This window comes from Geomonas sp. Red32 (assembly GCF_023652955.1).
In the GTDB taxonomy this organism is placed as follows: domain Bacteria; phylum Desulfobacterota; class Desulfuromonadia; order Geobacterales; family Geobacteraceae; genus Geomonas.
In genome coordinates this window covers 115342-135519 of sequence record NZ_JAKLOY010000004.1, presented here as the reverse complement: position 1 = coordinate 135519, position 20178 = coordinate 115342, and the positions used below count along the sequence as shown (strand labels likewise).

The 20178-nt window shown below is 63.6% G+C and carries 18 protein-coding genes; 15 read left to right on the top strand and 3 right to left on the bottom strand.

What is annotated here, in order from left to right:
* Positions 1 to 73: 73 nt before the first annotated feature.
* Positions 74 to 487, bottom strand: coding sequence for a bacteriohemerythrin (locus tag L4X63_RS12200; protein ID WP_250678912.1), 414 nt, complete (start codon positions 485 to 487; stop codon positions 74 to 76).
* A 333-nt stretch (positions 488 to 820) separates the two neighbouring features.
* Here L4X63_RS12200 and L4X63_RS12195 point away from each other — a divergent pair, with 333 nt between their 5' ends.
* The gene (locus L4X63_RS12195) at positions 821 to 1711 is read left to right on the top strand and encodes a divergent polysaccharide deacetylase family protein (RefSeq protein ID WP_250678911.1); all 891 of its coding nucleotides are present in this window, start codon (positions 821 to 823) and stop codon (positions 1709 to 1711) included.
* Positions 1712 to 1937: 226 nt separating this feature from the next.
* Here L4X63_RS12195 and L4X63_RS12190 read toward each other — a convergent pair whose 3' ends face one another.
* Positions 1938 to 3317, bottom strand: a complete 1380-nt coding sequence (locus L4X63_RS12190) for a ParA family protein (RefSeq protein WP_250678910.1) — start codon at positions 3315 to 3317, stop codon at positions 1938 to 1940.
* Positions 3318 to 3405: 88 nt separating this feature from the next.
* Between L4X63_RS12190 and xseA the strand changes: the two genes are divergently transcribed.
* From xseA to L4X63_RS12125, 13 genes are all read left to right on the top strand, one after another.
* Positions 3406 to 4758, top strand: coding sequence for an exodeoxyribonuclease VII large subunit (gene xseA / locus L4X63_RS12185; RefSeq protein WP_250678909.1), 1353 nt, complete (start codon positions 3406 to 3408; stop codon positions 4756 to 4758).
* A 50-nt stretch (positions 4759 to 4808) separates the two neighbouring features.
* A complete protein-coding gene (locus tag L4X63_RS12180) occupies positions 4809 to 5036 on the top strand; it encodes an exodeoxyribonuclease VII small subunit (protein ID WP_250678908.1) in 228 nt (75 codons plus the stop codon).
* 156 nt (positions 5037 to 5192) lie between these two features.
* Positions 5193 to 6077: a polyprenyl synthetase family protein gene (locus tag L4X63_RS12175; protein ID WP_250678907.1), complete on the top strand. Its 885-nt coding sequence runs from the start codon at positions 5193 to 5195 to the stop codon at positions 6075 to 6077.
* Positions 6077 to 7948: a 1-deoxy-D-xylulose-5-phosphate synthase gene (gene dxs, locus L4X63_RS12170; protein ID WP_250678906.1), complete on the top strand. Its 1872-nt coding sequence runs from the start codon at positions 6077 to 6079 to the stop codon at positions 7946 to 7948. Before L4X63_RS12175 ends, dxs begins: the two co-directional genes overlap by 1 nt.
* Positions 7949 to 8007: 59 nt before the next feature.
* Entirely contained in the window at positions 8008 to 9204 is a 1197-nt protein-coding gene (locus tag L4X63_RS12165; protein WP_250678905.1) for a peptidase MA family metallohydrolase, read from the top strand.
* Positions 9201 to 9578 (top strand): holo-[acyl-carrier-protein] synthase, encoded by a 378-nt coding sequence (locus L4X63_RS12160; RefSeq protein WP_250678904.1) that lies wholly within the window; start codon positions 9201 to 9203, stop codon positions 9576 to 9578. Before L4X63_RS12165 ends, L4X63_RS12160 begins: the two co-directional genes overlap by 4 nt.
* On the top strand, positions 9579 to 11117 hold the full coding sequence (locus tag L4X63_RS12155; RefSeq protein ID WP_250678903.1) for an NAD(P)H-hydrate dehydratase: 1539 nt from the start codon (positions 9579 to 9581) through the stop codon (positions 11115 to 11117). It begins immediately after the preceding gene.
* 67 nt (positions 11118 to 11184) lie between these two features.
* The gene (locus tag L4X63_RS12150) at positions 11185 to 11634 is read left to right on the top strand and encodes a CBS domain-containing protein (protein WP_250678902.1); all 450 of its coding nucleotides are present in this window, start codon (positions 11185 to 11187) and stop codon (positions 11632 to 11634) included.
* A gap of 5 nt (positions 11635 to 11639) precedes the next feature.
* Entirely contained in the window at positions 11640 to 12104 is a 465-nt protein-coding gene (tsaE, locus tag L4X63_RS12145; protein WP_250678901.1) for a tRNA (adenosine(37)-N6)-threonylcarbamoyltransferase complex ATPase subunit type 1 TsaE, read from the top strand.
* A gap of 295 nt (positions 12105 to 12399) precedes the next feature.
* Entirely contained in the window at positions 12400 to 13614 is a 1215-nt protein-coding gene (locus L4X63_RS12140) for an aspartate kinase (protein WP_250678900.1), read from the top strand.
* Positions 13615 to 13815: 201 nt separating this feature from the next.
* A complete protein-coding gene (cimA, locus tag L4X63_RS12135) occupies positions 13816 to 15399 on the top strand; it encodes a citramalate synthase (RefSeq protein WP_250678899.1) in 1584 nt (527 codons plus the stop codon).
* A 730-nt stretch (positions 15400 to 16129) separates the two neighbouring features.
* Complete coding sequence (locus L4X63_RS23645) at positions 16130 to 16258, top strand: hypothetical protein (RefSeq protein ID WP_268899001.1); 129 nt, start codon at positions 16130 to 16132, stop codon at positions 16256 to 16258.
* A 345-nt stretch (positions 16259 to 16603) separates the two neighbouring features.
* A complete protein-coding gene (locus L4X63_RS12125) occupies positions 16604 to 16903 on the top strand; it encodes a hypothetical protein (RefSeq protein WP_250678898.1) in 300 nt (99 codons plus the stop codon).
* 94 nt (positions 16904 to 16997) lie between these two features.
* Here the strand turns inward: L4X63_RS12125 and L4X63_RS12120 are convergent, their stop codons facing one another.
* Entirely contained in the window at positions 16998 to 17456 is a 459-nt protein-coding gene (locus L4X63_RS12120) for a hypothetical protein (protein ID WP_250678897.1), read from the bottom strand.
* Between the two features lie 280 nt (positions 17457 to 17736).
* Here L4X63_RS12120 and L4X63_RS12115 point away from each other — a divergent pair, with 280 nt between their 5' ends.
* Entirely contained in the window at positions 17737 to 20103 is a 2367-nt protein-coding gene (locus L4X63_RS12115) for a DNA internalization-related competence protein ComEC/Rec2 (RefSeq protein WP_250678896.1), read from the top strand.
* The last annotated feature ends 75 nt before the right edge of the window (positions 20104 to 20178 follow it).

Sequence of the window (20178 nt, the reverse complement as noted above, 5' to 3'; positions counted from 1 at the left end):
GCTCCGGCTGGTCTGACTGGTCTGACAGGTCTGACAGGTCTGACAGGTCCGACCGGCGGCCGGCGACCGGCGGCTACTGGCCTGCTGTCCCCTGTTGGTTCATGAAGGCTCCGATGCCCTTGTCCACCGTGGAGATGTGCTCCACGAGCCAGCTGGCGATGAAATCTTTTATCGCCGCCACCAGTGCCGGGGTGGGGCCTTCGTTTTTGAGCTGCTCCTTGAAGTCGGCCACCTGCTCGCTGAAGCGGCGGTGCATCTCCTGGTGCCCGGTAAGTCCCGGGTAGTTCAACTCCTTCATCAGGGCCTCTTCCCTGCTGAAGTGGGTCACCGCGTAGGCCTCGACGAACCAGAAGAGGCGGTAGATGGCTTCATGATCGAGGTGGGCGTCGCAGGCCAGGAGGAAGTCGTTGAACTTCTCGAACAGCAGCTTATGCTGGATGTCCACATCCAGAACCCCGATCGATAGACTTTCCTGCCACTGGACCACGGTACCTCTCCTTGAACGCCGATCTGTCATCCGGCGGCGCTTTTGCCCGTCTGGACCTTCCCTTGGGGTTATACATAACGGTTCGCTCATTTTCAACAATTATCTAATGTATCATCCGGTCCCTTGACGCTTCTTCGCGGCGCGCGTTTTCCTCATTTCGCCATTCCCCTCGAAGTCAGTCACTTTTCGGTTGCAGGAGCCGCGCCTCTTGACTAAGATCGAGTCCGCTGTTGGAAACTTATGACTGATTGCAGGAGTAGTTGATTGGCAAGAAACGGGAGGAAGATTAACCGGCGCAAACGCCCTGACAACAGGGCCAGGCGTGTGATGCTCATGGCAGCGGCGATAGTCCTGGTCGCAGCCTGCTTTTTCCTGATCGACCGCTTCGTTCACTTCCCGGCTCCGGCGCCGAAAGCGCCCACCCAGAGCACTTCCAAGGAGCCGATTCCTCCCCGCCCTCCGGCCATGGGCGCCATGAGCTCGGCGGCCACCTCCGCGGCTCATGCCCCGTCGCCCGCCCATCGCGAGCAGCCGGTGGAGCCGATCCGTCACCGGGGAGGACCCGGCAAGCTCGCCATCATCATCGACGACATGGGCGCCTCTCCACGCGATCTGCAGGCGCTCCTCTCCATCGGCGTCCCGCTGACCTTCTCGGTGATTCCCAGTCTCGCCCATGCCCGCGAGGTCGCCGATGCCGCCCATTCAGCCGGTGCCGGGGTGATGATCCACATGCCGATGGAGCCGGAAGGGTATCCGCAGCAGCCGCTGGAGAAGATCGGGCTGCTCCTCTCCATGAGCGACGGCGAGGTCGAGCAGCGGACGCGGAGCTACTTCGGGATGGTCCCGCACGCCACCGGTGCCAACAACCATATGGGGTCCCGCTTTACCCAGGACGCCGGGAAGATGGAGGTGGTCCTGAAGGTGTTGAAGGAGAAGGGGCTCTTCTTCGTCGACAGCAAGACTTCTCCCGCCTCGGTCGGCTCCCGGGTCGCCCGCCGCATGGGTGTTCGCACCGGCGACCGCGAGGTCTTCCTCGACAACGTCCAGAGCGTCCCCGCCATCCGCAGCCAGCTGGAAAAGGCGGCCGCGATCGCGGGCAAACGCGGGGAAGCGATAGCCATCTGCCATCCCCATCCTGCCACCATCCAGACCCTCAAAGCGGCACTCCCCGAGCTGGCCGCCTCCGGCATCACCTTCGTCCACGCCTCCGCGCTGGTACGCTAATCCCTTTTCTTCCCTTCCCCCCCTGAGGGGGAGGGTCAGGGTGGGGGGGAGGCCGACTTCGGCGCTGCGTGGAAACTTCCCCCACCCCCTCGCCCCCTCCCTCAAGGGGGAGGGGGGACCGCTTGCTGCCTACCCCTCTTTTTCAAAGGGGGACTTAAATGAAAAAGGCACCCTCCGCGATGGGAGGGTGCCTTTTTGTTTGCAGTGAAACTCGATGAAGCGCCTGCTACACGTAGATCTGCTCGGCGATCCTTCTCTTCAGCTTCATCATCTCGCGGTAGTTGTCCTCCACCAGGATGGAGGCGGGGTTCTCGCCGTTGACGGGGTGCACCATCAGGAAGGCGTCCCGCAGCTGCCCCTCGTAGCCGCCGAGGGTCCCTTCCACCATCCCGGAAAGCTCGTCCCGCTCCGGGGCAAGGTTCAACGGATAGGTCTTCTTCAAAAGCGGGTTCCCCTCCAGGTCGAAACGGTGGAAATCCACGGTGTCGGGAGCCTCCCCCTCGCCGGGAGTCAGCACGAAGACCGACTGGCGGGCGGTCTGGTGGATCATCAGCCGGGTCGGATCCTCGGCGGGCAGCTCGCGGCCGATCCGGAAGATGGCCGAGACGAGGAAGCTCGTGAAGCAGTCGGCTTCGATGTAGCCGCAGGTCGCGGAGTCGGAGCTTTCGCAGTAGTAGGCGATCTGGGAGTCCTGGCTGAGCTCCCTGCCGCAGACCAGGCATTCGCTCTTCAGGCCGGTGAGCCTCCCGAAGTACGCTTCCTTCTTCCGCTGGTCCTCTTCCTTTTGCCACTTGTCGAAGAGCAGCGCCCGTGGCTCGGTGGTCTCGCGGCACTCCTGCAGCGTGAGGTCGGCCAGCGAGGAGAACTGGGAGAAGACGTCGGTCCCGCGCCCGTGGGTGAGGATCGGGTAGATCTTCCCTTCCGGGTTCGTGTTGAGGCTCTCCACCTTGGGGCTCTTGGAGATGAAGGTGTCGGAGCAGCGGTAGCCCCGGTTGATGGCGAAGGCTTTGAGGAGCGTCTTCTGGTCCTTGAACATCCCGTCGAACTTGATCCTCTCGTCGATCAGGCAGGGGACCAGCGTGAGGCTCTTCCGGTCCAGCCCGCGCTTGTCGAAGAGCTCGAAGATGTTGCGGCAGTTGTCCATGGACGCCATGTCCTTGATCGGCACCAGCACCCGGTCCGCCGCGAAGAGGGCGTTCTGGGTCATGATGTCGAGGTCCGGGCGGGTGTCCACGATCAGGATGCCGGGGATGTCCGCCATGGCCAGAAGCCTCGCCAGCACCATCGGTCCCTTGAAGGAGCCGCGCAGCTCGGGGAGAGAATTGGAAGAGGGGATGTAGTTCACCCCGTACTGGCCGGTGTGCAATAGATCTCGGCCAGGCGTTTCCAGCAGCAGGTCGGCCACGCTCCCCGTCAACTTCTGTCCCTTGATGGAGAACATCTTGTCGATGGTGAAGTGGTTGTCGAAGGAGAAGATTGAGACCGGGAGGTCTTCGTCGAGAGCCTTCAGGAAGATTGCCAGATTGATTGCCAGGGTGGTCTTGCCCACTCCCCCTTTCTCAGAGGAGACGGTTATTACATAAGGGTACTTTTCCATGGCGCGCATATTACCATCGACCCTCTCGCACGGTCAACCGGTTTGACAGTGGGAGGGGGGCGTGGTAGAAACGTCGAAACAGTCTGCAAGGTGAATAATGGAACTATTCAAAGAGCGCCGCGTCCTTACCGTCAGCGCTCTGACCGCTCTCATACGCGGAGTGCTGGAGGAAAACTTCGACCAGGTCTGGGTCGAGGGGGAAATCTCCAACTTTGCCTCACCGCAATCCGGGCACTGCTACTTCACCCTGAAGGATGCCGGTGCCCAGATCCGCACGGTCATGTTCCGCTCGGCCGCCCGCACCCTCAAGTTCACCCCGAGAGACGGCATGCGGGTCCTGGCGCGCGGGCGGATCACCCTCTTCGAGCCGCGCGGCGAGTACCAGCTGGTGGCCGACTACCTCGAACCGCAGGGGATCGGCGGGCTCCAGATGGCCTTCATCCAGCTCAAGGAAAAGCTCGCCAAGGAGGGGCTTTTCTCCGAGCTCCACAAGAAGGAAATCCCCAAGCTTCCCCAAAGGATCGGCGTGGTCACTTCGCCGACCGGCGCCGCCATCCGCGACATCCTCACCGTCCTTTCCCGCCGCTTCGCCAACGTCGAGCTGTTGATCAACCCGGTCCGGGTGCAGGGGGAGGGCTCGGCCGCCGAGATCGCCGCCGCCATCGACGACTTCAACCGTTACGGTAACCTCGACGTGATGATCGTCGGCCGCGGCGGCGGCTCGCTGGAAGACCTCTGGTCCTTCAACGAGGAGGTGGTGGCCCGCGCCATCTTCCGTTCCGCCATCCCCGTGATCTCCGCCGTCGGCCACGAGATCGACTTCACCATCGCCGACTTCGTGGCCGATCTCCGGGCCCCCACTCCGTCCGCCGCCGCCGAGCTCGTGGTCCGGAGCAAAAAGGAGCTCTCCGCCGAGCTCGAGGCCTTGAGCCACCGCCTGCACACCGCCCAGCTGCGCCGTCTCGACCGGCTCCGCTCCGGCCTCACCCTCCTTTCCCGCTCGGTGACCGATCCCTCCCGCGTCCTCGGGCACCTGGCCCAGCGGGTCGATGCCCTGGAGTCGCGCCTGGTGCGGGAGATTGGCGTACTTTTGGAGCGCCACGGTGAGAGGATCGTGACCCTTTCGGGGAGGCTCTCCCAGCAAAGCCCGGAGCTCACCCTGAAGCGAAACGCCGAGCGCCTGGAAACGCTCTCTTTCCGGCTGGACCAGGCTATGTCGCGAAGGATCGGCGGGGTAGGGGAGCGGCTTAGGCTCGCGGCCGGCACCCTCAACGCCTTTTCGCCCCTGGCGACCCTATCCCGCGGCTACAGCATCGCGAGGAAGCTCCCCGGGCGCACGGTGGTGCGGGAGAGCGCCCAGTTGCAGGCGGGAGACCACGTGGAATTGATGTTTTCCTCGGGCGGCGCCCTGTGCCGCGTGGAGGAGCCGCTGCCGCCAGTCAAACCTTGACGCCGACGGTGTAACCGGTGTAATCTACTCCCTTTCATTCGAGGTACCAAATGGCGGTTGAAAAGTTCGAAACTTCGCTCAAAAAGCTCGAGGAAGTGGTGAAAAAACTCGAGGGTGGCGAGCTATCTCTCGAGGAATCCCTGAAGGCTTTCGAGGAAGGGGTGAAGCATTCCGCCTTCTGCTCGAAGAAGCTCGACGAGGCCGAGCGCCGGGTGGAGCTCCTCATCAAGCAGCGCGACGGAAGCTTCACCAAAAAACCGTTTGAAGAGGAAGAGTAGGACGGCGGTTTCCGCCGAGCAAGTCCCCCTTTGCCAAAGGGGGATTTAGGGGGATTTCCCCTGACACCAAATCCCCCCCAGCCCCCCTTTTTCAAAGAGGGGAGAAGTAAGACAAGGGGGGGAGTAAAAAAATAATCTACGAAAGCGAGTACCTATATGGATCTTAAGGATTACCTCAAAAAAAGATGCGAGCTGGTCGACCAGGCCCTGGAAGGCTTCCTCACCCCCGCCGACGAGCTCCCCGCCTCCGTTCACGGCTCCATGCGCTACTCGGTCTTCGCCGGCGGTAAGCGCGTCCGTCCGGTGCTGATGCTCGCCGCCTGCGAGGCGGTGGGGGGGACCATCGAGGCCGCCATGCCGGCCGCCTGTTCGATGGAGATGATCCACACCTACTCCCTCATCCACGACGACCTCCCGGCGATGGACGACGACGATTTCCGCCGCGGGAACCCGACCAACCACAAGGTCTACGGCGAGGCCATCGCCATCCTGGCCGGCGACGCCCTCCTGACCGAGGCCTTCGTCCTCTTGTCCCGCGAGGGAGCGGGGGACCCGGCCGCGCGCCTGAAGGTCATCCAGGAGATCGCCTGCGCGGCGGGCTCCCACGGGATGGTCGGCGGCCAGGTGGTCGACATGGAGAGCGAGGGTAAGAAAGAGATCGATCTCGCCACCCTTTCCTACATCCACACCCACAAGACCGGCGCCCTTCTCCGCGCCTCGGTTCGGGCCGGTGCCATCCTGGGCGGGGCGAGCTGCGATCAGTTGAAGGCCCTCACCCGCTACGGCGAGGCGATCGGTCTCGCCTTCCAGATCGCCGACGACATCCTCGACGTGGAAGGGACCACCGAAGAGCTCGGCAAGGACGCCGGAAGCGACGAGGCCCGCGGCAAGGCGACCTACCCCGCGCTCATGGGGCTCGAAGCCTCCAAGGCCCGCGCCAGCGAACTGGTCGAGATCGCGCTCGATTCGCTCGCCTCCTTCGACGAACGCGCCGAGCCGCTTCGGGCCATCGCATCGTATATCGTGAAGAGGAAATCCTGATGTCGTCCCTTTTGGAAAACATCACCGATCCCCGGCAGTTGAAGGGGCTCTCCCTGCGGGAGCTCGAACAGCTGGCCGGGGAGCTTAGGGAAAGAATCATCGAGACCTGCTCCGTGAACGGCGGCCATCTGGCCCCGAGCCTGGGGGTGGTCGAGCTCACCATCGCGCTGCACCGGGTCTTCGATTCCCCGCTGGACAAGATCGTCTGGGACGTCGGCCACCAGGCCTACGCTCACAAGCTCCTCACCGGCCGCAACGAGTCGTTCGGAACGCTACGCACCCTGGGCGGGATCAGCGGCTTTCCCAAACGGGTCGAGTCGGTGCATGACTGCTTCGATGTCGGCCACTCCTCCACCTCCATCTCCGCTGCGCTCGGCTTCTCGGTCGGGCGCGACCTTAAGGGGCAGCGGAACAAGGTGCTGGCGGTGATCGGCGACGGCTCCATGACCGGCGGCATCGCCTTCGAGGGATTGAACCACGCCGGGATGCTCAACAAGGACCTGGTGGTAATCCTGAACGACAACGAGATGTCGATCGCCCCCAACGTCGGCGCCGTCTCCGAGCTCCTTTCCCGTACCATCACCAACGAGTTCGTCCATAAGGCCAAGAAGGAGCTGGAATCCTTCCTGGAGTCGGTCCCGATGTTCGGCCACTCGGCACTGAAGGTCGCCAAGCGGGCCGAGGAGTCGCTCAAGGGGCTCTTCACCCCCGGGATGCTCTTCGAGGCGTTCGGCTTCGAGTACATTGGCCCCATCGACGGCCACAATATCCCGCTCCTTATGGATACCCTGGAGAACGTCAAGCGTTTCGACGACGCGGTGCTCATCCACGTGATCACCAAGAAAGGGAAGGGATACGGGCCCGCCGAGGCCAATCCCTCCCTGTTCCACGGCGTCGGCCCTTTCGACCGTGCCACCGGCAAGGTCCATAAGGGTAAAGGGGGCGCCGCTTCCTACACCAGCGTCTTCGGCGACACGGTAAGAAAGCTCGCCCACGACAACGACAAGATCGTCGCCATCACCGCCGCCATGCCGGACGGTACCGGACTTACCCCCTTCGCCAAGGAGTTTCCCGACCGCTTCTTCGACGTCGGCATCGCCGAGCAGCACGGGGTCACCTTCGCGGCCGGCCTGGCCGCCCAGGGATACCGCCCCGTGGTGGCGCTCTACTCCTCCTTCCTGCAGCGCGGCTTCGACCAGCTCTGCCACGACGTCTGCCTGCAGGATCTCCCGGTGGTCTTCGCCATCGACCGCGCCGGCGTGGTGGGAAGCGACGGGCCGACCCATCACGGCATCTTCGACTTGAGCTATCTGCGCGAGGTCCCCGGGCTGACCGTGATGGCACCCAAAGACGAGAACGAGCTGCAGCACATGCTCCACACCGCGCTCACCCTGGACGGCCCCTCCGCCATCCGCTACCCGCGCGGCAACGGTTTCGGCGTTCCCATGGACCAGATCCTCAAGACCCTCGAGATCGGGAAAGGGGAGCTCGTCCGCAAAGGGAAGGACGGCGCCATCATCGCCATCGGGACCATGGTGCAGGCCGCCGCCGACGCGGCCGCCGAGCTGGCCAAGGAGGGGGTGGATCTCGCCGTCATGAACGCCCGCTTCGTGAAGCCGCTGGACCGGGAGATGATCCTGAAGCTTGCCGGTACCGGCACCATCTTCACCGTCGAGGACAACGCCCGCCAGGGTGGCTTCGGCACCGCCGTGCTGGAGCTTCTGGAAGAGGAAGAGGTGACCGGCGTGCGGGTGATCCGTCTCGGCTACCCGGACAGCTTCGTCGAGCAGGGGGAACAGAGCGAGCTGAAGGCTGCCTACGGCCTCGACGTCCCCGGCATCGTGAAGAGCATCCGCGAGGCGCGCGGCTAGCCGGACTTTAAAAATCCAAAGGCGGACAGATGACCACTGCACGTTCAACCGCATGTCTGTTGCTTCTTTTGGCTTGCCTGACCGGCACCGCACTGGCCGGGGATCAGGTCTCCTACAGCGCCCAGGCGCAGACCCTCCTGCAGGGGGGAGACCCCGACCAGGCCGTTGAGGTGCTGAAGAAGGGTTTCTCCCTCTTTCCCTACGACCTCCAGCTCAAGGCCCAACTGGCCGGCGCCCTCTCCGCCGCGGGCGAGCTCAAGCTGAAGCAAAACCGCTACTCCGAGGCTGCCGACTCCTTCTCCCAAGCCAAAGAGCTCTTTCCCCAGCGCGGCGACTTCGGCTTCATGCGCGGCATCGCGCTCTACCTCGGCAAAGATTACGACGGCGCCCGTACCGAATTCCAGGAGGCGGGCGACGTTGCCCCCGCCCTCATCTACCTCGGCAAGATCAGCTACGATACCGGCGACCTCCCCGGCGCCCTCGCGCTCTGGCGCCGCGCCAAGGAGAAGGACCCCGACAACCAATCCATCCAGGCCCTGATCGACAAGGCGGAGCGGGAATTGCCGGTCGAGAACAAGATGGACAAGGGGTACAGCTCCATGTTCGACTTGAGCTTCGACGCCGAGCTCCCCCCCGGTCTCTCCGCCGAGGTGCTCGACGCGCTGGAGAGCGCCTACAACACGGTCTGCGCCGACCTCAACTATTTCCCCACCACCCGCGTCCCGGTCCTTCTCTACACCAAAAGCGACTACCGCAGCGTCACCGCCGGTCCCGACTGGTCGGGCGGGCTCTACGACGGCAAGATCCGGCTCCCGGTCGGCAACGCCACTACGCTCACCAAGCAGATGCGGGCGGTGATCTTCCACGAATTCACCCACGTCGTGATCGCCGAGATCACCCGCAACAACATCCCGACCTGGTTAAACGAGGGGCTCGCCGAGATCGAGGGGCGCCGGGAGTTCGGCCACCCCACCGTGGAGCTTTCCCGCGCCGCCAAGGAGGACAAGGTCATCCCGCTATCCTTTCTCTCCGGCTCGTTCATGGCCATGAACGGCAACGAGGCCGGCCTTGCCTACCAGGAAAGCTACTCCGTCGCGAACTTCCTGGTCTCGCGCTACGGCTGGTACGCGGTGCAGGAGATCCTCAAGAACCTCCGGGAACGGAATTCCATCGACGACGCCGTCGCCAAGGCGCTTTCCAGCTATTCCATGGACCTGACCGGGGTGATGCGGGAATGGAGGGATTCGCTCAAATGATTTACGGCACCGGCGTCGACATCGTCGAGATCGGGAGGTTCCAGCGTTTCCAGGAGCAGGGAAACGACGCCATCTTCCAGAGGATCTTCACCCGGGAGGAGATCGACTACTGCTCGGGGAAAAAGCTGAGCGCCCAGCACTATGCGCTGCGTTTCGCCGCCAAGGAGTCTTTCCTCAAGGCGCTCGGGACCGGCCTTCGCGACGGTCTCTCCTGGCAGGACATGGAGGTGGCCAACGACGCGCTCGGTAAGCCGGAGCTCCGCCTCACCGGGCGCGCGTTGGAGCTCTTCAACCAGGCCGGGCTCACCGCCTGCCACCTTTCCCTTTCCCACGACGCAGGGTGCGCCGTCGCCATGGTGATACTGGAGCGCTAGATGAAAGTGGTCAGCGGACAGGTCATGCAGCAGATGGACAAGCGGGCCATCGGGGAGTTCGGAATCCCCGGGGTGACGCTGATGGAGAACGCCGGGAAGGGATGCGCGGACGCCATCGACGAGGCCTACGGCCCGGGCGCGGGAAAGACCGTCCTTATCGTGGCGGGGAAGGGGAACAACGGCGGCGACGGCTTCGTGATCTCCCGCCTGTTGTCCGAGCGGGGGTGGAACGCCCCGGTGCTCCTTCTGGCCGCCACCGATTCGGTGACCGGGGACGCCGCGGTCAACCTCAACCGCCTGGAGATGGGACGGGTGGTCTTTGCGCCCGACGGGATAGGGGCACACCGCGGCCTTTTCTCGCGGGCCGATGTCATCGTCGACGCCCTGCTCGGTACCGGCGTGAAGAGCGAGGTGACCGGGATCTACGGGGAGGCCATCGACGCCATCAACGAGAGCGGCGTCCCGGTGGTGGCGGTCGATATCCCCTCAGGGGTCGACGCCGGTAACGGGAGGATCCTCGGGAGGGCGGTGCGGGCCGACATCACCGTCTCCTTCGCCCTGGCCAAGCTCGGCAACGTCCTCTACCCCGGCGCGCAATGCGGCGGCAGGCTCCTGGTCCGCGAGATCGGCATGCCCGGGCAGGTGGTAGCCGAAGCGGAGGGGTATAATTTCATTAACGCCGCTGCCACCGCCTCGCTCATGCGCCCCCGGCCGCTCACCAGCCACAAGGGGAGTAACGGCCACTGCCTGGTGGTGGCGGGCTCCAGCGGGAAGACCGGCGCCGCCGCCATGTCCGCCAACAGCGCGGTCCGCACCGGCTCGGGGCTCGTGACTCTCGCGGTGCCGGCCGGACTGAACGCCATCCTGGAAGCGAAGAGCACGGAGGCGATGACCGTGCCGCTCGGGAGGGCGGACGCCACGCACCTGACTGCGGGACTTTTGGGAGAGATCCTGCACTTGGCAAAGGGAAAGGATGTGGTCGCCCTCGGGCCGGGGATCGGTACCGACCCTTCGACCGTCTACCTGGTACACTCGCTGGCCGCCTCGCTCGGGCTGCCGCTCGTGATCGACGCCGACGGCCTCAACGCGGTGGCCGCCAACGTGGCGCTCCTCGCCAGCCGTCCCGGGGAGACCGTCCTCACCCCGCATCCCGGCGAGATGTCCCGGCTGACCGGCGCGAGCATCGCCGAGATCGAGAGCGACCGTCTCGGGTGCGCCCGCGCCTTCGCCACCTCGCACCGCGTCTACCTGATCCTGAAGGGGGCCCGGACCGTCGTCGCCGCCCCCGACGGCCGGGTCGCCATCAACGGCAGCGGCAACCCGGGGATGGCCTCGGGCGGCATGGGGGATGTCCTCACCGGGGTGGTAGCCTCCCTCGTTGGGCAGGGATACCCGCTCTTCGACGCCTGCTGCCTCGGAGTCTTCCTGCACGGCCACGCAGCCGACCTGGCGGCTGCCCGCCGCGGCACCTGCGGCCTGGCTGCCACCGACGTCCAGGAGGCGCTCCCCGAGGCGCTGAAAAGCCTAACGGCGCCCTGACCATTTCGCTTAGATAGGTCCACGACGTCCACCGACGTCCACCAGCACGTTCGACAAAGGAGCTCCCATGTTGACAGCGCAAGAAATCATGACCAAGGACCTGATCACCGTCCGCCCCGACACCACCGTCCGCGACCTGGCGAAGCTCTTCGCCGACAAGCACATAAGCGCCGCACCGGTGGTGGCCGACGACGGAACCCTCATCGGCATCGTGTCGGAGAGCGACCTGGTCGAGCAGGATAAGAACCTCCACATCCCGACCGTGGTCTCCATCTTCGACTGGGTCATCTACCTCGAGAGCGAGAAGCGTTTCGAGAAGGAGCTGCAGAAGATGACCGCCCAGACCGCCGGCGAGATCTGCACCCGCAACGTCGCCACGGTTCGCCCCGGCACCTCGCTGAGCGAGGTCGCCGACATCCTCTCCACCCGCAAGGTCCACTCGGTGCCGGTGGTGGATGCCGGCAAGCTGGTCGGGATCGTCTCCCGCATCGACCTCATCCGGACCATGATCGGGTAGTGGGTGTGGTGACGGTGGAAACCTCGAGCGAGAGGGAGACGGTGGAGCTGGGCGAGCGGCTGGGGCGCCTTTTGGAGCCGGGAGACTTCGTGGCCCTGGTAGGCGAGCTGGGGGCGGGGAAGACGCAGTTCTCCAAGGGGGTGGCGGCGGGCCTTGCCGTCGATCCCGGCACCCCGGTAACCAGCCCCACTTACACGATCCTCAACATCTACCAGGGGAGGATCCCCCTCTACCACTTCGACCTCTACCGCCTCGCCGGGCCCGAGGACATCGACTCGCTCGGGTTCGAGGAATACTTCGACGGCGGCGGGGCCTGCCTGGTCGAATGGGCCGAGAGGCTGGAGGGGGAGCTGCCGGAAGGAACCCTCACCGTTTCCCTCTCCCATGCAGGTGGCGACGCCCGGACGGTCGCCTTCGCCGCCGAAAGCGGGAGAGGGGCGGCACTTTTGGCCGGGCTTTTCCCCTCCTGACCGGGCCCGTTTCCCGGCTTGGCCCCGGCCCCGGGTGTTTTATAACCGCGTACTGCCGCTTCCGTATACGCCACGCCCGCCGAAGCAGCTGAACCTTCGGCAGTTTGCCCTTTCGAGCACCAAACACCGGTGAGGCAAGCCTCCGCCGGGGGCGGCCGGTAGCCGCCGAAAGCGGCCTTGGCTGGTTAAAAAAATGTTTTGATCCCCAAGACGATTGTGTTATTAAAAGTGATCCCAAACTACCCGTCCGGCTTCGCCCGGGTGGATTTATTAGTCGAGTACAAGGAGGACTGACATGGCATTGGTAGTCCAAAAATACGGTGGCACCTCCATGGGTTCCATCGAGCGGATACGCAACGTTGCGAAGAGAGTCGCCAAGACCTACGACGCCGGCAACGACATGGTGGTCGTGGTTTCCGCCATGTCCGGAGAGACCAACAAGCTGGTGGCCCTTGCCAACGAGCTCAGCGAGTTCCCGGATGCCCGCGAATACGACGTCCTGGTGGCCGCCGGCGAGCAGGTTTCCATCGCCCTTTTGGCCATGTGCCTGAAATCGATGGGGTACAAGGCAAAGTCCTACCTGGGCTTCCAGATCCCCATCATGACCGATAGCTCCTACTCCAAGGCCCGCATCGAGGAGATCCCGGACAACAAGGTCCGCGCCGACATCAAGGAAGGGACCATCATCATCGTGGCCGGCTTCCAGGGGGTGGATGCCTCCGGTTCCATCACCACCCTCGGGCGCGGCGGTTCCGACACCTCGGCGGTGGCCATGGCGGCCGCCCTCAAGGCCGACGTCTGCGAGATCTTCACCGACGTCGACGGCGTCTACACCACCGACCCCAACATCTGCAAGGACGCCAAGAAGATCGAGCGCATCTCCTACGAGGAAATGCTGGAACTGGCCAGCCTGGGCGCCAAGGTGCTCCAGATCCGTTCGGTGGAGTTCGCCATGAAGTACAACGTGGACGTCCACGTCCGCTCCAGCTTCAATGAAAATCTCGGGACCATGGTCACCAAGGAGGATAAAGAAATGGAAGCAGTGCTCGTCTCCGGTATCGCGTATGCCAAGGATGAAGTGAAAATAGCCGTCATGCAGGTACCCGACCGCCCGGGGATCGCTGCCAAGATCCTTTCCCCGCTCTCCGAGGCCAACATCTCGGTCGACATGATCGTCCAGAACGTCTCCGAGGATGGGCTCACCGACTTCACCTTCACCGTTCCCCAGGCCGACTTCAAGAAGGCCCTCTCCATCACCAAGGAGACCGCCGAGGCCGTCGACGCCAAGGAAGTCCTCTGCGACGAGAACGTGACCAAGGTCTCCATCGTCGGCCTCGGGATGAGGAGCCACGCCGGCGTCGCCACCAAGATGTTCACCGCCCTGGCCGCCGAAGGGATCAACATCCAGATGATCTCCACCTCCGAGATCAAGATCTCCGTGGTGGTGGACGCCAAGTACACCGAGCTCGCCGTCCGCGTGCTGCACGACGCCTTCGGACTGTCGAAATAAACCAAACAAAACAAGTTCCAGGCTCTATGTTCCAGGTTCCAGGTTGAGAAACCATAGGACCTGGAGATAGAGCCTGGAACTTTTTCGTATCAGGACACAATGTCCGCGTTCCTACTTCCCCGCTTCTGCAGTGTGTGGTCCTTAGCGACTGTAACGTAGAACCTAGAACGTAGAACGTAGAACCGGTTTTAAGGGGTGATTATGAGCCTGGTAAAACTTTACGACACCACACTGAGGGACGGCACCCAGGCGGAGGACATCTCCTTCCTGGTGGAAGACAAGATCCGCATCGCCCACCGGCTGGACGAAAGCGGCATCCATTACATCGAGGGTGGCTGGCCGGGGAGCAATCCCAAGGACGTCTCCTTCTTCAAGGACATCAAGAGGGAGAAGCTGAACCAGGCCAAGATCGCCGCCTTCGGCTCCACCCGCCGGGCGAAGATCACCCCGGACAAGGACCAGAACATCCGTACCCTGGTGCAGTCCGAGGCCGACGCGGTGACCATCTTCGGCAAGAGCTGGGACTTCCAGGTCCGCGAGGCGCTCAGGATCCCGCTCGAGGAGAACCTGGAGCTGATCTTCGACTCGCTCGAATACCTGAAGGCCCGCATGCCGGAGGTCTTCTACGACGCCGAGCACTTCTTCGACGGCTACAAGGCCAACCCCGAGTACGCCATCAAGACCCTGCAGGCGGCCGAGCAGGCCGGTGCCGACTGCATCGTCCTCTGCGACACCAACGGCGGCTCGATGCCGTACGAGATCTCCGAGATCGTCGCCAAGGTGAAGGCCCAGATCAAGACCCCGCTCGGTATCCACACCCACAACGACGGCGAGTGCGCGGTTGCCAACAGCATCATCGGCGTCCAGCAGGGGATCGTCCAGGTGCAGGGGACCATCAACGGCTTCGGCGAGCGCTGCGGCAACGCGAACCTCTGCTCGATCATCCCCGCCCTCAAGGTGAAGATGGGGATCGACTGCGTCTCCAGCGAACAGTTGAAGCAGATGCGCGACCTCTCCCGCTACGTCTACGAGCTCGCCAACCTCGCTCCCGACAAGCACCAGGCCTACGTCGGCAACTCGGCCTTCGCCCACAAGGGGGGGGTGCACGTCTCGGCCATCCAGCGCCACCCCGAGACCTACGAGCACATGCGTCCCGAGCTGGTGGGTAACGCCACCCGCGTGCTGGTCTCCGACCTCTCCGGCCGGGCCAACATCCTCGCCAAGGCCACCGAGTTCAACATCAACCTCGACTCCAAGGACCCGGTCACCCTCGAGATCCTGGAAGACATCAAGTCGATGGAGAACCGCGGCTACCAGTTCGAGGGGGCCGAGGCCTCCTTCGAGCTCCTCATGAAACGGGCGCTCGGCACCCACCGCAAGTTCTTCTCGCTGATCGGCTTCAGGGTCATCGACGAGAAGCGCCACGAGGACGAGGCACCCATCTCCGAGGCCACCATCAAGCTCAAGGTGGGAGGCAAGATCGAGCACACCGCCGCCGAGGGGACCGGCCCGGTCAACGCGCTCGACAACGCGCTCAGAAAGGCGCTCGAGAAGTTCTACCCGAAACTCAAGGACATGAAGCTCCACGACTACAAGGTCAGGGTCCTCCCCGCCGGGCAGGGAACCGCCTCTTCCATCCGTGTGCTCATCGAGTCCGGGGACAAGGAAGGACGCTGGGGCACGGTCGGGGTCTCCTCGAACGTGATCGAAGCCTCCTACCAGGCCCTCATCGACTCCATCGAGTACAAGCTGCACAAGGAAGAGGAGGGGGCACCGAAGAAGTGATCCCGGCCGGCCAGCGAATCGCTCTCTGGTCGCTCGCCCTCATCGTCAGTCTAATGTCGTACCTCAAGGGCCGCGTCACTACCACCAACGGTGGAGACGCGGCCTTTGTGCGTCCGTCGCCCGGGACGGTGGTGGTGAGGCTCTCCGGGGCCGTGCCGCGCCCCGGTATCTACCGCTTTCCTGACGGTACTACCGGGGCGGCCGCCATTAAATTGACGGTCGTGGGAGGGGCTCCTGCGGCGCCGGCCGGGGCGGGGGGAAGTACCAGGCTTAGTTCCGGAGATGTGGTGGTTTTAAGACGGAGGATGGATGGATCTGCGGAAATTACCGTCGAAAAAATGCATACTAAGGAGAAGATGTTAATTGGGGTCCCGCTCAATCCCGACTCATTGGATGCCACTGATTGGGACCTTCTCCCGGGGATCGGACCGGCGCTGGCCGGACGCATCGCCGATGACCGTCATAAAAATGGCGCTTTCGGTTCCCTGGATGGGGTGCTGAGGGTGCCGGGGGTGGGTATTGGAAAGATTAATATAATTAGAGCTTATTTTTAATATACCGGCTGTCGGCCGAAAGTCCTGTATTTCCAAGGGGTCCCTTCTGCGGTGGCGGCGCCTCCCTCCGCTGGCCGATTTTTGGCACGCATGGTGTATTATGTATCCTCGCTTGCTGATCTTATTAAGTTGCCATGGGAGGTAGCCTTATGAAGTGTCCTAAATGCAGGGGGAGAATGTTCGCGGAAAAATACTACGATTTCGTCAGGTCGTTCGACGCCTGGAAATGCACCTGCTGTGGTGAGGTGCTTGATCCGACCATCTTGGCTAACCGGGCCAGAAACTTTAACAGCCTCCTTGGCTGATCCAACCTCCTCCACATAAAACTGATTTGGCAAGGGCCGCGATCTGCGGCCCTTTCAATTTCAGCTCTCAGCGGTGCCCGGGAAGGGAGCCGCACTGTCAGAAGAGAAACAATCCCCGTCTCCCGTCTGTCTCTCGCGTTTGAAACTTTCCAGTTCTTCCACCCCTCCTCGCCAAGCGGGGCTGGGGATTACTCCCAGACCGGCTCCTGTGACATTGCCGGTTCCAGCCTTATCCAGTTACCTCTTCTTCCGTACTGTCATAGCGGTTAAAAAAAACTTACAAAGTGGTTGAAAGTGACATTAGCGGGTGATAATATTTCACCACATTTTTGTCGGGGGTGGCCGATGCGTGCGCAGCTGCTGGTACTGGTGATGGTCCTGATGGCCGGGAAATGTTTCGCCGATGATCCGTTGGAGAGCCTGAACACGGTCCAGGACACCGTCTCCACCATGGAGCAGACCCTCCGTACCCAGGGGGGCGACACGCGCAGTGCCCAGCTCGTGCACGGTTACGGCGATGAGGGGGGAGTTCAATCGGAGGCGAGTCAGGGGAACGGGGAGGAACCCCCCGTGAACGGTGAGGAAAGAAGCGGCGAGAACGCTGACGGGGCCTTGCCCCCTGCGTCCCCTTCTGAAGAGCCCTGAGGCCGGAGCCGCTGGCCGGGGAAGGGAGCGGAGGGGAAAATCAGGGGGGTGTGGGCCGGGGAGGCCAGGAGGGAGACCTCCCCGGTGTGGAAGATCAGCGGGAGACCCCGCAGAGAACCAGTTCCTTCTCGAGTTTCTCCCGCGAGATTCCCAGTACCTTGCAGGCCTGCTCGCGGTCGCTGTGGTAGCGCTCCATGACCATCAACAGGAGCGCCTTCTTGAGGGAGAGGGAGAGCTTGTCCATCACCCCTTCGCCCTTCTTGGAGGCCGCCAGCGTGGTGATCAACGGTTCGAGCTTGCTCTGGAAGAGCGCGGCGCTCTCGTTGATCCCCTTGGTGCCCACCGGTTCGGATCTCTTCAGCTTGACGATGTTCCCTACCACATCTTCCATGTTGTCCTGGACGAAACGCAGGGTTTCCCAATGGCTGTCCACCATCAGCAGCCGCAGGTCTTCCTTGGCATCCGGCGGGGCTCCCTTCTTTCTGAGCCGCACCTCCATGATCCGGTAGTCGTAACCGCCTGATTTCTCAGCAGAGATAACTCTTGATGCCATGACGCCACCCTCCTTTTTGGTTCAGCTTTTGGCCCTTTAGCCTCTAGCTTTCAACGGTCGTACCAACTTGACAAGGGATGCGTCTCGCTTTACAACCTTGCTGAATCATTACCTTTTTTTGCCATTTGCGGGACCCGGCTGCCTGCCCGCCCATGGCGGCCAATTGTGCTAAAGCTGCACAAGTCCCGGTTGTGCCCTGCCAAGCTACTGTTTTTACTGCGTTTGCCACCGTGGTGAAGAATGAACACCGCCGCCGTCCACCTTCCCGGGGCCCCACGCCATGCACCAGAGACCCCTGCTGATTCCCCTCGTTTCCCTGATCGCCGGCCTCTGTGCCGCCCATCTCGCCGGATTCACCGCACCGTGGTGGGCGCTCGCCTTGCTGCTCGGGCTCGCGTTAACTAGCTGTTTCACCGCCGGATCTATCCCGTTTTCCCTCTCGTCGGCCACCTTGTTCTTCGTCTGGGGGGCCCTTTCACTTGAGCCTTTTTTATCGCCCCCGGAAATATTTACTGTGAGCGGACGGGATCTGCCGGTCACCATCCAGGGGGTGGTCGACGAGCGGCCCCGCAACCGGCCGGACGGCTTCTCGCTGGTAGTGGCGGTGAAAAAGGTCACCGGAGGCGCTTTAAGCTCCCTTCCGAAGCGGCTCCTGGTCCAGGCCGGCAGCGGCCGGGGGGATTTCGCTACCGGCGACGAGGTGCTCTTTTCCGCACGGATCAGAAAGCCGAGGCCCTACGGTTTGCCGGGCGAGCGGAACTACGTCCGCGCCCTGGCCTACCGCGGCATCTTTGCCACCGCCTGGGTAAAGGAGCCGGGGGACATCGTCCTCGTCAGGGGGGGCGAGGGGTGGCGCCACGCGGTGGACCGGATCGCCGCCTCCCTCTCCGGCTTCGTATCCCGCAATTGCCCGGGGACAGAGGGGACGGTCCTGAAGGCCCTTCTGCTCGGGGACCAGGGAGAGGTGCCGCCGGAGCTGAACGAGGCGTACGCCCGGAGCGGAATCAACCACATCCTCTCCATCTCCGGATTCCACATCGGAATCATCTTCCTCTGCGTCTTCCAGGCCCTCTTCTGGCTGGCGCGGCGGAGCGAATGGCTGGCCCTTCGTGTAAACCTCAGGCGGATGCTGATGCTGGCCGCCTTGCCGGTGGTGGTCTTCTACCTCTTTCTCTCCGGGGCGGCTCCCGCCACCGTGCGGAGCGTGCTGATGATCGCCGCCTTCGCCTGCGCCCTGCAGGTCAGGCGGGAGGCCGACCCGGTCAACTCCCTGATGCTGGCCGCGGCCGCCATGCTCTTCGCCGCGCCGGAGACCCTTTTCGATCTCTCCTTCCAGCTCTCCTTCCTGGCCATCTGGGGGCTCGTCGTTCTTTCCCCGTTCGCTCCGGCCTTCGATGGGATTCCCCGCCCGCTCCGCTGGCTCCTCCTTTTGATGACCGCTTCGGCGGCGGCCATCCTCGCCACCCTGGTGCCGGTCGCCTATTACTTTCACCGGGTGTCGGCCACCGGCCTGCTGGCCAACCTCGTCGTGGTGCCGCTCATGGGGTACGGCGCGGTGGTCGTGGGGTTTCTTTCGCTGCCGTTGAGCTGGTTCGCGGAGACCCCGGCCAGTTGGCTCCTCGATGCCGCCGCCTGGCTGGTCGGCATCTGCAACCGGGCCATCCTTCCCCTTTCCCGGCTTCCCGTCGCCACCGGCTATGCCCCCACCGGGCTCGATTTTCTCCTCTCGGTGCTGATCCTTGCGGCCCTCACTTGGCTCCGCTCCCGCGCGGTCAAGGGGATCGCGGTGGCGGTGCTGGCCGCCTTCCTGGTGCTGCGGCCGGTGGCGGCCATCGAACCTCCCGACGGGCGCTTCACCCTTTACTTCCTCTCGGTTGGGCAGGGGGACTCCACGTTGATCCGGCTTCCGGACGGCAAGTGGATGCTGATCGACGGCGGGGGGCGTGCCGATGGCGGCGATTGGGCGGGCGAGCGGCTCCTTCTCCCGGCCCTCTGGCGGCTGGGGGTGGGAAGGATCGACTACCTGGTCCTCTCGCACCCGCACCCGGACCACCTGCAGGGTGTGCTCTATCTCGCCAAACAGTACGAGGTGGGAGAGCTCTGGGAGAGTTCCGCTTCCTATCTCTCCCCCGAATGCAGGGAGCTCAACTGGGTCGCCTCGGCCAAGGGAATCCCGGTGCGGCTTCTGAGCGCGGAGGTGGCGCCGTTTCCGGCGGGGGGCGCACGGGTGGAGCCTCTCTGGCCGCCGCTTGGGTGGCAGCCTCCCTCCGGCGACGCCAACGAGGAATCGCTGGTACTGAGGCTGGTGCTCGGCAAGGGGGCGGCGCTCTTCCCCGGCGACCTCGGCGCGGAAGGGGAGGGGGGAGTGCTGGAAAGGGGAGATCTTACCCCGAGCAGCATCCTCAAGGTGGGCCACCACGGGAGCCGCTATTCCTCATCGGATCCCTTTCTACATCTGGTCTCGCCCAAGCTGGCGGTGATCTCCGCCGGCTTCGGCAACCCGTTCCGTCTGCCGGCTCCTTCCACCCTGCAACGGCTCCGGGACCGGCACATTCCCATTCACCGGACCGACCTCGACGGCACCGTCAAAGTCATCTGCGACAGCGAGGGCGTCGTCTCTGTCTCGCTTCCCTGGAGGCCATTTTAATTGACGCGTTCACGGCTATCTGCTAGTTTATGCTGGAATTCGTCCATCCCTCTGAGTACCCCCCCTGGGAGACCG